The organism is Allobosea sp. CS1GBMeth4, from assembly GCF_900185715.1.
In the GTDB taxonomy this organism is placed as follows: Bacteria; Pseudomonadota; Alphaproteobacteria; order Rhizobiales; family Beijerinckiaceae; genus Allobosea.
On sequence record NZ_FYAS01000043.1, the window covers coordinates 174,876 to 186,670 of the forward strand.

Here is an 11,795-nt window from a genome sequence, read left to right on the forward strand (position 1 = left end):
GCCGGCGCCGGCGCCCGCTGGAAGCCGCCCGGCTTGATCTCGCTCAATCCCGTGCGCGCCGCAGCGGCTAGTCTGCGCGACGAAGGGCGAGCGGTCCGCCGCCCGACGTCACGAGGCGCGAGCCATGGCCACCGAACCCGATCTCCGCAAGCGCGAGTTCGCCATCTGGTATGTCTTCGCCGCGATGGTCGGCCTGCTGCTCCTGCAATGGGCCTGGGCGCAGTACTCGCAGGTCGAGACGATCCCGTTCAGCCAGTTCGAGCAGCTCGTCTCGCAGAACAAGGTCGCGGAGGTGAGCGTCGGCCAGGACGCGATCCGCGGGACGCTGAGGGAAGCCCTCGCCAGCGGCAGGACCGCCTTCGTCACGGCGCGGGTCGATGCCGAGCTCGCCGAAAAGCTCGCCGCTCACGACGTCACGGTGACGGGCGTCCCGTCCGGCGGCCTGATCCCGACGATCCTGTCCTGGGTCGTGCCGGCCTTCGCCTTCTATCTGGTCTGGGTCTTCCTGTTCCGCGGCGTGGCCGAGCGCCAGGGCTTCGGCGGCCTGATGACGATCGGAAAGTCACGCGCGAAGGTCTATGTCGAGAAGGACATCAAGATCACCTTCGCCGACGTCGCCGGCGTCGACGAGGCCAAGTTCGAGCTCAAGGAAGTGGTCGACTTCCTGAAGGATCCCAAGACCTATGGCCGTCTCGGCGCGCGCGTGCCGAAGGGCATCCTGCTGGTCGGCCCGCCGGGCACGGGCAAGACGCTGCTGGCGCGCGCCGTCGCCGGCGAGGCCGGGGTGCCGTTCTTCTCGATCTCCGGGTCGGAATTCGTCGAGATGTTCGTCGGCGTCGGCGCGGCGCGGGTGCGCGACCTGTTCGAACAGGCGAGACAGGCGGCGCCCTGCATCATCTTCGTCGACGAGCTCGACGCGCTCGGCCGCAGCCGCATGGCCGGAGCCTTCGGCGGGCATGACGAGAAGGAGCAGACGCTGAACCAGCTCCTCGCCGAGCTGGACGGCTTCGATCCGAGCGCCGGCGTCATCCTGCTCGCGGCGACGAACCGGCCGGAGATCCTCGACCCGGCGCTGCTGCGCGCCGGGCGCTTCGACCGTCAGGTGCTGGTCGACCGGCCGGACCAGGCCGGGCGCCTCGCCATCCTCAAGGTGCACGTCCGGAAGGTGCGGCTCGCCGCCGGCGTTGCGCTCGACAAGGTCGCCGGCCTGACCACCGGCTTCACCGGCGCCGACCTCGCCAACCTCGTCAACGAAGCCGCCATCGCGGCGACCCGCCGCAATGCCGAGGCGGTGGGCTTCGACGATTTCACCGCCGCCATCGAGCGCATCGTCGCCGGGATCGAGAAGAAGAGCCGGGTGCTGCGGCCGCAGGAACGCCGCCGCGTCGCCTATCACGAGATGGGGCACGCCCTCGTCGCCGCACATCTTCCCGGCGTCGATCCGGTGCAGAAGGTCTCGATCATCCCGCGCGGCGTCGGCGCGCTGGGCTACACCATGCAGCGCCCGACCGAGGACCGATTCCTGCTCGCGGTCAGCGAGCTGAAGAACCGGATCGCGGTGCTGATGGCGGGGCGCGCCGCCGAGACGCTCGTCTTCGACGGCGACGTCTCGACCGGAGCGGCGGACGATCTGCAGCGCGCCACCGAGATCGCCGTCGAGATGGTGACCCGCTACGGCATGGACGCCACGGTCGGGCAACGCGTCTATGCGCCCCGCCCCCAGCCTTTCCTGAGCCAGAGCGCCCAGGATCTCGCCGTGACGGCGGCGGAGACGACGGCGCGCGAGATCGACCTCGCTGTGCGCGGGCTGGTCGAGGAAGCCGGGGCGCGCGCCCTCGCCCTGCTGAGCGAGGCGCGGCGCGACCTCGACTCCGGGGCGGACCTCCTGCTCGCGCGCGAGAGCCTCACCGCCGAGGAGTTCGCCCCGCTCCAGGCGGACCGGAAACAGGACGAATTCCACGAGGCCCCGCTGGCGGAGGCGAAGGCGGGGCACGGCTGAGGTTGGAGCGGAGCTGCCGAGGAGATCGGGGCGGGCCTCGGGCGCAGCCGGGCCGCAAGCCGAAGGGCCGCGCGGTCTTCGGCCGGAGGCGCAGCAGGACGCCGGCGCTCCGGCGTCCCTCCGGCCAGTGCGATGCGGCGTCGTTCAGGCCCCGGTGAGCAGGCGCTCGACCTCGTGGACCGGATGCTTCGTCAGGTCCTTGTCGACCTCGGCGATCACCGCCGCACGCAGATGGTCGTCGAGGCCGTGGCGGATCGCGGCGAGCATGCGCGGCGGGGCGACCAGCACGAAGCCACGCGGATTGCGGCTGCGATGGAAGCCGGTGAGCTCCTCGACCGTCCTGCGCGCGAACTGCGCTTCCGCCTGCTCGTGCCAATCGGTCTCGCCGGTCGCGCTCGTCGGCGCGACGGCGTTCTGGATGCGGCCGGGCCGGTCCGCGCCCTGCTGGGCGCTGGGCGGGTTCGCAGGCGCCTCGCTGACATGCTCGACCTTCAGGTTCGGATAGGTCGCGTCGCCCTCATTGCGCAGGAACATGGCCTTGCGGGCGTCGCAGACGAGAACCCAGGCATCATGCGCGATACGCAGTTTCATGATCTTGATCTCCGACGGACGGGTGATGCCGCCCGCCATGATGATTTCGGATCGGCCGGCGGCCCTCATTGATCGAGCGCAAAGCGGCATTTTTTTGCACGGCGGCAGCCCTGAGGCCCGTTTGATCTCTCGCAAAGCCCGGCCGGGCGGTCCGTGGCCTGATGCAGGGGCCGCTCCTGACGATGCGGCGCGCGCCGGGAGTTCGGGCATGAAGGGACAGGACGGAACGCGGCGGAGCGGGGTCCGGCTCTGGTTCCACGGCGCCGCCCAGGCCGTGACCGGCTCCTGCTTCGCCATCGAGACCGACGCGGCGCATATCCTCGTCGATTGCGGCCTGTTCCAGGGCTCGAAGACGGAAAGGGAGCTGAACTACCGGCCCTTCCCGTTCGAGGCGGCCGCGCTCGACGCGGTGCTGCTGACCCATGCCCATATCGACCATAGCGGGCTGCTGCCGAAGCTCGTGAAGGATGGCTTCGGCGGCCCGATCTTCGCCACCCCGGCGACGATCGACCTGTGCTCGGTGATGTTGCCGGACGCCGGAAATATCCAGGAGATGGAAGTCGAGCAGCTCAACCGGCGCAATGCCCGCCGCGGCCTGCCGGCGGTCGAGCCCATCTATGACGCCGACCTGGCCGCCGCCGCCCTGACGCAATTCCGGCCGGTGCCCCTCGGCGCCTGGACGCCGGTCGCGAAGGGCCTCAGGGCGCGCTACTGGAACGCCGGCCACCTGCTCGGGTCCGCCTCGATCGAGATCGAGGTCGGCATGCCGGCCGGCGAGCCGCTCCGGCTGCTGTTCTCCGGCGATGTCGGCCCCAGCCACAAGCTGCTGCAGTCGGCCCCCACCGCGCCGCGCGACCTGGACTATGTCGTGTGCGAGGCGACCTATGGCGACGTCGATCGCCAGGACGCCACCTTCGAGCGGCGCCTGCAGATCCTCGAGGCCGAGGTCGGCTCGGCGGCGAAGGCGGCCGGCGCCCTGCTCATCCCGTCCTTCGCCGTCGAGCGCACGCAGGAACTGCTGGTCGACCTCGTCCAGCTGATGAAGTCGGGCCGCATGCCGAGCGCGCCGATCTTCGTCGATTCGCCGCTCGCGACCAGGGCGAGCGCCGTCTTCGAGCGCCATGCGGGCGAGATCCGCAACGGCGAGGCGCTGCGGGAGGCGCTGCGGGCCCCTCAGGTCCGCTTCACGGAATCGGTCGAGCAGAGCAAGGCCATCGCCCGCGTCCGCGGCTTCCATATCGTCATCGCCGGCAGCGGCATGTGCGAAGCGGGACGGATCCGCCACCATCTGCGCGAATGGCTGTGGCGCGACGGGGCGACGATCCTGCTCGTCGGCTTCCAGGCGCAGGGAACCCTCGGCCGGATCCTGCTCGACGGCGCCGCGCGCGTCAGGCTGATGGGCGAGGACATCAGGGTCAAGGCGCGGGTGCGCTCGGTCGACCTCTATTCCGGCCATGCCGACGGGCCGGAGCTCGCCGACTGGCTCGCCGCACGCGGAAGCGTGTCGGGCGCCGTCTTCCTGACCCATGGCGAGGCGCATGCGATCGACGGCCTGCGCGACCGGCTGCTGGCGGCGGAACCCGGCAGGCGCATCGTGGTGCCCGAGCTCGACAGCGCCTTCGAGCTGGGGCGCGAGAGCCCGCGCCAGATCGAGGGGCCGGCCCGCATCGCCCCCGACAGCGCCGGGCGGCGCGACTGGCACAACGAGCTTTCGAACCTGATCCTCGACATCGACGAGGCGGTGGCGCAGGCCGCCGACGAACGCGCCCGCAAGCAGATCATCCGCCGGCTGCGGACCGCGCTGGTGCAGGATTGAGCCCGCCGGCGGCCGATGCGGACCGCTGCGGTTTCGCCCAAGGGAGAGCATGATGATGGCCGCCTCGCAGCAGCCGGCACCGGACGAGCCCTCCGCATTCTGGCGGGACGGGGCGGAGGCCGCGCTGGCGAAGCTCGGCAGCACGCCGGCCGGGCTGGGCTCCGCCGAGGCGGCGGAGCGGCTGCGCCGCGACGGCCCCAATGTGGCGGTGGCGAGCCTGCGCCGCGGCCTGGTCGCCAAGCTCGCCCGGCGGCTGGGCGATCCGCTCGTCGCGATCCTCCTGATCGCGGCGGCCGTCGCCGGCGCCACCGGCGACTGGCGCAGCCTCGCCATCATCGTCGTGATCGTCCTCGCCTCGATCCTGCTCGACATCGCCCAGGAGACGCAGGCCGAGAACACGGTCGATGCGCTGCGGCGCTCGGTTGCGGTGCATGCGAGCGTCCGTCGCGACGGCCGGGCCGTCGAGGTGCCGGTGCGCGCGATCGTGCCCGGCGACGTGGTGGCGCTGCGGGCCGGCGATCTCGTGCCTGCCGACGGCATCGTCCTGAGCGGCCGCGGCGCGCTCGCCGACGAGGCGGCGCTGACCGGCGAGCCCTTCCCGGTGGAGAAGCGCGCCGGCCGGTCCGGGGCGGCCCTGCCGGGCGAGGCGTTCGAGGCGCTCTTCGCCGGCACCAGCCTGGTCGCGGGCGAGGCGCTGATGCTGGTCGTCGCGACCGGGACGGCGACGCGCCTCGGCGCGATCGCCTGCTCGATGCAGCTGCGCCAGCCACCGACCGCCTTCGAGCGCGGCGTCCGCGATCTCGGCATGCTGATCCTGCGGCTGACCGGCTTCCTCGTGCTGTTCGTGCTGCTGACGCAGCTCGCCCGCCAGGGCCTCAGCTTCGAGAGCTTCCTGTTCGCCGTCGCGCTCGCGGTCGGGCTGACGCCGGAGCTGCTGCCGATGGTGACGACGGTGACCCTCGCGCGCGGCGCGCTGCGGATGGCCCGTCGGCAGGTGGTGGTCAAGCGGCTCTCCGCCATCCACGATCTCGGCGCGATGGACGTGCTGTGCACCGACAAGACCGGGACGCTGACCGAGGCGCGGATCGCCCATGTCGCGAGCTTCGGCTGCGACGGCAGCGACAGCGCGCGCGTCACCGGGCTGATCCGTCTGAACAGCCGCTTCTGCGGCGGGCTGCGCAACAATCTCGACGCCGCGATCCTCGCCGGCGCGGCCGCGGACGAGCCCGGCTGGAGCCTGGTCGCCGAGCTGCCCTTCGACTTCCAGCGCCGGCGAGCGAGCGTGCTCCTCGCGCGCGACGACGCGCGCGAGCTCATCGTCAAGGGCGCGCCGGAGGCTCTGCTGGCGCTCTGCGAGGCCTGCGAACTGCCGGATGGGCGCCTCGCCCCGCTCGACGCGGCCCGGCGCCGGGAGATCGGCGCGCTGATCGAAGCCAGGGGCGCGCAGGGGCTGCGCCTGCTCGGCGTCGCCCGCCGGCCGATGCCGGCCGACGTGGCGAGCGTCCGGCGCGAGGATGAGACCGGGCTCGTCTTCGTCGGCTGCGCGGCCTTCCTCGATCCGCCCAAGGCGTCGGCCGGGGCCGCGATCGCCGAGCTGGCGGTCGCGGGCGTGCGGGTCAAGGTCATCTCGGGCGACGCCGGGCCGGTGGTGCGCCATCTCGCCGAGAGCCTGAATCTGCCCGGGCGCGGCCTGCTGAGCGGCGAGGAGGTGGCGGCGCTGAACGATGCGGCGCTGGCGGCGCGGGTCTCGCGGACCGATCTCTTCGTGCGCATCACGCCCGAGCAGAAGGCGCGGATCGTCATCGCCCTGCGCCGGGCCGGCCACACGGTCGGCTTCATCGGCGACGGCATCAACGACGCCCCGGCGATCCACGCCGCCGATGTCGGGCTCTCCGTCGACGGCGGGACGGAGGTGGCGCGCGAGGCGGCGGCGATCGTGCTGCTCGCGCCCGATCTCGCAGTGCTGGCCCAGGGCATCGCCGAGGGGCGGCGCACCTATGCGAACATCATGAAATATGTGCGCATGGGCACGAGCTCGAACTTCGGCAACATGCTCTCGATGGCGCTGTCGGCGATGGTCCTGCCCTTCCTGCCGCTCACCCCGCTGCAGATCCTCATCAACAACATGCTCTACGACCTGTCGGAGGTCGGCATCCCCTTCGACGAGGCGGACCGGCAGGATTTGGCGCGGCCGCGGCACTGGGACACCGGCGGCATCCTGCGCTTCACGCTGGTGATGGGGCCCTTGTCCTCGCTGTTCGACCTCGCAACCTTCGCGCTGCTGCTCGGCGTCTTCCAGGTCGACGTCGCGGCGTTCCGCACCGCCTGGTTCGTCGAGTCGATCCTGACGCAGGTGCTGGTGATCTTCGTGATCCGGACGGCCGCGCGGCCCTGGCGCAGCCGGCCCGACCGGCTGCTCGTCGCGACCTCGCTCGGCGCGCTGGCGCTCGCGCTCGCCCTCGCCCTGACGCCGCTCGGCCGCCCGCTCGGCTTCGTCCCCCTCCCGCCGCCGCTGCTGCTGGCGATCGTCGCGATCGCGGCCGTCTATCTCGGCCTGGCGGAGGCGGCGAAGCCGCTGGCGATGAAGGCAGCCGGCCGGCGACGCGGGGCCGGCCACGGCCGCCACGATCCACGGCGCGGGCAGCATCGGTCGTGAGGGCGCCCGCCGGGCGGGGGCGGCTCGAAGGCAAGCGACCCGCCGGCGCAGATCGGCGGGCGTTTCGTTACCCGATCGTGGGCAAGGCGGCGACGATGACCGAGATGAGAGATCCGAGCAATTCCCACCGGCACGCATGGAGCAAGCTCAACCAGCAACAGTTGGGCGCCTACGCGGAGTATTTCTTCAAGATGGAATTCACCATGGCCGGATTCCAAGTCTACTCCCCAGAAGTAGACGACCGCGGGATCGACTTCGTGGTCCGACACGAAACGGGCCCGTTCCAGGAGGTTCAGATCAAATCGGCGCGTATCGATCCGCTGAAGCCGAGCGCCTACGTTTTCATGCAGAAGTCGAAGTTCAGTCTGCGGAGCGATCTGTTTCTTGGCCTCGCATTGTTTGGCGAAGGACAAGAGCCACATTTGTTTCTGATCCCAGCGACACGATGGGAGACGCCTGACACCGTCTTCTGCGACCGTCCTTATTGTGGGGCCGTGAAGAGCAAGCCGGAATGGGGCGTTTCAATTTCCAGGAAAGGCATGCCGATGCTGGACGAGTTCAGATTCGCGCTCGGCCGGACGGCTGAAACGGCCAACTCACAAGCAGCCACCATGTGGGCCTGCGTCTTGAGGTCGCTGATCTGCACCGGCGGGCATAACCGGCCCCTGCCGCCACCGGATCGCTCATGCCCTCCAGACTAGGCGACTGAATGCTGAGCTCAAGGGGAATGGCGGAGACGGAGGGATTCGAACCCTCGATACCCTTGTGGGGTATGCTCATTTAGCAAACGAGTGCCTTCAGCCTCTCGGCCACGTCTCCGTTGGCAGGCTCTATGCCCGATCGCGACCCGCTTTGACAAGCCGTCATGCGCGCCGATCGACAGCGATGCGGCGGAGCGGCCGCCGGGGACGCCTCAGCGGCCGCTGGCGCGGTCGATGCGCTCGATCCAGGCCATGGCCTCGTCGAGCGTGGCGAAGACCGGGCCCGGCATCAGCGCATCCTCGGCCTCGCTGAGGCCGAAGCGGATGCCGTAGCCCTCGGCCTCGCGCCGAATCGCGATCAGGGAGGGGGTGGCGCGGGCCGGCGCGGGGGCAATGGTGTCGGCGGTCGGCATGGGCAAATCCCGTTCGGTCGCCGCAATGAACCGCCCGGCGCCTGAACGGTTCCCGAACGGCGCGTTCAGGGGAGCGCGTGCCGCCATGGCGAGGAGCGAAGCGACGAAACGATCCGGAGCGGCCGTGCTCTCGCCGCTCCTGGATTGCTCGCTGCGCTCGCGATGGCGGGGCGACAAAAAGGGCCCGCTTCAGGCCGCGGGCCCTTCCCTCGCCTGTCGAGGCGCGGTCGTCAGTCGGCGGCGACGATCTTGCCGGCCTGCCATTTGTACATGGAGAAGCTCGGCGAGCTCAGATCGCCGGTCTTGCCATAGGTCAGCGTGCCGATCGCGGTCTTGACCTCGAGCCCGCCCTTGAGCGCGCTCGCCACGGCCTCGGCCTTCGCCGCCTTGCCCGCCTTCTCGATGCCGGCCTTCAGCACCTCGACGGCGGCATAGGCGTTGAGCGTGAAGGCCTCCGGCGGGATGCCCTTCTCCTTCAGCACGGCCACGGCCTCGGCCGAGGCCGGGTTCTTCAGCGCGTCGGTGGCGTTGGTGAAGAGCGTGCCGGCGGCGGTCTCGCCGCCGATCGCCCAGAGCTCGGTGTTGGAGAGGCCCTCGCCGCCGATGATCGTCGCCTTGACGCCGGCATCGTGCAGCTGGCGGGCGAGCAGGCCGCCCTCGGGGTGGTAGCCGCCGAAATAGATCAGCTCGGCACCGGCGGATTTCAGCCGGGTGATCACCGCCGCGAGGTCCTTGTCGCCCGGGTTCAGGGTGAGATAGGCGACCTCGGTGACGCCGCCGGCATTGATGCCCTTCTTGAAGGCGTCGGCGAGGCCTTTGCCATAGGTGCCCTTGTCGTGGACGATGGCGACCTTCTTGCCCTTGAGGTTCTTCAGGACGTAGGCGGCGGCGACCTCGGCCTGCTGGTCGTCGCGGCCGCAGGTGCGCAGCACGTTGCTGAGGCCGCGGCTGGTCAGGGCCGGGGCGGTGGCGGTCGGCGTCACCATCAGCACGCCGCTCTCGGCGAAGACGTCGGACGCCGCCATGGCGACGCCGGAGGTCACCGGGCCGACGACGAAGCGGACCTTCTCGCCGACCAGGAGATTGGCGGCCGAGACGCCCTGCTTGGGGTCGCCGGCGTCGTCGGCGAGCTTCAGGACCAGCTTCTCGCCCTGGATGCCGCCCGCCTTGTTGATGGCGTCGACGGCGGCCTGGGCGCCGTTCTTGACCTGCTCGCCATAGGCGGCGACGGCGCCGGTCAGCGGCGCGATCAGGCCGATGGTGATGTCGGCACGCGCCGGCGCTCCCGCGAGCACCGCCGTCGCGAAGGCCGCTCCGAGGAGGAATCGGGCTTTGATCGTCATCTGCGTCTCCTCTCGCGCGCTGTCCGTTCGACCATCGGTCGAACGGCATTCGCGCTCACTCCAATGTTGGAGCATGTTCTCGTCGCAAAAATGGTCCCCACTTTGCGGAACATGCTCGGGTCCTGCAATTCCTGCGTGCGACCAGGCCTGCGGATCGCCTGCGACCTGTATAGGCCAATGCGAGGCGGCGCGGCACTGCATGGCGCGTTTCTGGGCAGATGCAAAAATGCATGGCAGAGGCAGCGGCGCGCCCGGCCGGGCTCAGAGCCGCCAGAGCGCCTGCGCCAGCTGGACCATGCCGGCTCCGAGCATGAGGCCGCCGGTGGCGCCGGCGATACGTTCGCCGGCCGGCGCGAGCCGCTCGGCCGTGATCGCGGCCGCGACGATGGCCATGCCGCGCAGGTCCATCACGCCGCCGACGAGCAGCAGCACGGTCGGCCCGGCGCAGGAGGCGCAGCAGGCGCCGCCGAGGCGCAGCCCCTGCCCTATCGCCGCCGCGACACCGGCACCGTGCCGGGCTGATCGCCGGCAATGGCCGAGCAGGGCCCGCTTCCGGCGCGACATCTGGAAGAGGCCGGCCACGATCACGACGAGGCCGGCGGCGGCCGGGACGGCCCGGGCGAGCAGCGGCCAGCGCATCGCGCCGTCCAGCAGGAGCGCGCCGGCGGAGAAGACCAGCAGGCCGCAAGCGCCCCAGGCCGTGAGATAGCCCAGGCCGGCGAGCGCGGCGGAGAGGTCGGGGCGGACGGCGCCCGCGCCGGCGGCGCTCTCGCGCAGCCGCCACAGGGCCGGCGCGAGCGAGGGCAGCATCATCGCCAGCGTCATCGCGCTCCACATGCCGAGGAAGGCGCCGGCGGCGGCCGGCCAGGAGCCGCCGCAGAGCGGCGTCCAGGCCGTCGACATCGACCAGCCGCCCGCCATCGGCACCTCGCCCATCCCGGCCATGGCGCGGCAGATCGCGACGGTCGCGGCGGCGCTGGCGAGGAACAGCAGGGCGCAGACGGCGCCGAAGGCGCGCCGGGCGCCGGCGGCGGGCGTGCCGGAGGCGATCCCCGGCGCGCCGCGGCCAGGCCGGCCCGAAGGGCTCAGGCACAGCATGACGGGGCCATGGTCTCTGCCGGGGCGGGATAGGCGTCGCGAAGCCGCCACCAGGGCCCGTTCGGCTCGTTGCGGCCCTTCGGGGCGCGGTCGAGCCAGGGATACATGCTCCAGATCGCGTCCATGCCGCGGGCATAGCTGGAATAGGTATGGTAGATCGCGCCGTCCTCGCGGACGAAGGCGCTCATCCCCGGCCGCTCGCGCATATAGCTCGCCGGCGTGGCGCCGCTCTGCCCGGCGAGCCCGGCCACGACCTCGTTGCCGCTCCAGTCGATCCGCGGCTCGCGCCGGAAATTGTACTCGACCGCGCCACGCCGCTCCTGCTCCTCGGTGAACGAGGCGCTGAAGTCGAAATTGAAGTCGCTCGTCGCCGCGGAGGCCCAGGGGAAGCTCCAGCCCATGCGCCGCCTGAAGGCGACGAGCTTGTCGAGCGGCGCCAGCGACACCGCGGTCAGCGTCACGTCATGGTTGGCGAGATGGACGTGGATGCCGTCGAAACCGTCGGCGATCAGCGAGCAGGACGGGCAGCCGGCGGAAAAGTCGGGCCCGAACATGAAGTGATAGACCAGGAGCTGCGAGCGCCCGGCGAAGAGATCGGCGAGCCCGGCCGGCCCGGCCTCGGTGACGAAGCGGTAGTCCTTGTCGACCCTGACCCAGGGCAGGGCCTGCCGCTGCCGCGCCACGGCGTCGCTCTGCCGCGTCAGCGCCTTTTCGGCGGCGAGCAGATCGAGCCTGGCCCGGAGCCAGTCCTCGCGCGTTCCGGTGAGATGAGCCGTCATGTGCTTCGCTCCTGTCGTCGGTTGACATTCGCCGCCGGTCGTTTCGCGATGCGGCGTCGCGGTCAGGGTTAGGCCCGGGGCGACGGCGAGCGGGAGTGACAAGTTTGGCGGGATTCGGAAGCTCGGCATGGACTCGCTGATCACCGCAGCCGGGCGGGCGCTGGCGGCGGGCGACCCGTTCGGGGCGCTCAACCGCGTCGCCTTGCGCGAGGACGCGCCGGCGCTGGCGTTGCGCGGCATCGCCATGGCGCAGCTCGGCGACCTCGCCAGGGCGAAGGCGCTGCTCAAGCGCGCCGGCCAGGCCTTCGGCGCGCGCGAGCCGGTGGCGCGGGCGCGCTGCGTCCTGGCCGAGGCCGAGATCGCGCTGGTCTCGCGCGAGCTCGGCTGGCCGGCCAAGGC

Annotated in this window: 9 protein-coding genes, 1 tRNA gene and 1 pseudogene; 5 read left to right on the forward strand and 6 right to left on the reverse strand. The window is 71.3% G+C overall.

Translation table 11 applies throughout. From position 1 onward, the window contains the following. Positions 1 to 124: 124 nt before the first annotated feature. Positions 125 to 1,999, forward strand: a complete 1,875-nt coding sequence (ftsH, locus tag CS1GBM4_RS21785; protein ID WP_186420853.1) for an ATP-dependent zinc metalloprotease FtsH — start codon at positions 125 to 127, stop codon at positions 1,997 to 1,999. A gap of 144 nt (positions 2,000 to 2,143) precedes the next feature. Here ftsH and CS1GBM4_RS21790 read toward each other — a convergent pair whose 3' ends face one another. Continuing rightward, positions 2,144 to 2,590, reverse strand: a complete 447-nt coding sequence (locus tag CS1GBM4_RS21790) for a host attachment protein (protein ID WP_186420854.1) — start codon at positions 2,588 to 2,590, stop codon at positions 2,144 to 2,146. 208 nt (positions 2,591 to 2,798) lie between these two features. On the opposite strand from CS1GBM4_RS21790, the gene CS1GBM4_RS21795 reads away from it, so the two are divergent. From CS1GBM4_RS21795 to CS1GBM4_RS21805, 3 genes are all read left to right on the forward strand, one after another. Next, a complete protein-coding gene (locus CS1GBM4_RS21795; RefSeq protein WP_186420855.1) occupies positions 2,799 to 4,406 on the forward strand; it encodes an MBL fold metallo-hydrolase in 1,608 nt (535 codons plus the stop codon). 55 nt (positions 4,407 to 4,461) lie between these two features. After that, positions 4,462 to 7,062 carry a magnesium-translocating P-type ATPase gene (mgtA, locus tag CS1GBM4_RS21800; protein ID WP_186420856.1) on the forward strand — a complete coding sequence of 867 codons (2,601 nt, stop codon included), beginning with the start codon at positions 4,462 to 4,464 and terminating at the stop codon, positions 7,060 to 7,062. Positions 7,063 to 7,157: 95 nt separating this feature from the next. Further along, a complete protein-coding gene (locus tag CS1GBM4_RS21805; RefSeq protein ID WP_186420857.1) occupies positions 7,158 to 7,763 on the forward strand; it encodes a DUF4365 domain-containing protein in 606 nt (201 codons plus the stop codon). Positions 7,764 to 7,790: 27 nt separating this feature from the next. Here CS1GBM4_RS21805 and CS1GBM4_RS21810 read toward each other — a convergent pair. From CS1GBM4_RS21810 to CS1GBM4_RS21830, 5 genes are all read right to left on the reverse strand, one after another. Beyond that, positions 7,791 to 7,881 (reverse strand) — tRNA-Ser (locus tag CS1GBM4_RS21810). 94 nt (positions 7,882 to 7,975) lie between these two features. Then, complete coding sequence (locus CS1GBM4_RS21815; RefSeq protein ID WP_186420858.1) at positions 7,976 to 8,176, reverse strand: hypothetical protein; 201 nt, start codon at positions 8,174 to 8,176, stop codon at positions 7,976 to 7,978. 230 nt (positions 8,177 to 8,406) lie between these two features. Further along, positions 8,407 to 9,519: a branched-chain amino acid ABC transporter substrate-binding protein gene (locus CS1GBM4_RS21820; RefSeq protein WP_186420859.1), complete on the reverse strand. Its 1,113-nt coding sequence runs from the start codon at positions 9,517 to 9,519 to the stop codon at positions 8,407 to 8,409. Between the two features lie 261 nt (positions 9,520 to 9,780). Beyond that, positions 9,781 to 10,617, reverse strand: coding sequence for a DUF2182 domain-containing protein (locus CS1GBM4_RS21825; protein ID WP_186420860.1), 837 nt, complete (start codon positions 10,615 to 10,617; stop codon positions 9,781 to 9,783). Then, the gene (locus tag CS1GBM4_RS21830) at positions 10,605 to 11,396 is read right to left on the reverse strand and encodes a DUF899 domain-containing protein (protein ID WP_186420861.1); all 792 of its coding nucleotides are present in this window, start codon (positions 11,394 to 11,396) and stop codon (positions 10,605 to 10,607) included. Before CS1GBM4_RS21830 ends, CS1GBM4_RS21825 begins: the two co-directional genes overlap by 13 nt. A 127-nt stretch (positions 11,397 to 11,523) precedes the next feature. Between CS1GBM4_RS21830 and CS1GBM4_RS21835 the strand changes: the two are divergent. Then, a pseudogene (locus tag CS1GBM4_RS21835) lies at positions 11,524 to 11,795 on the forward strand (helix-turn-helix domain-containing protein); the annotation flags it as partial.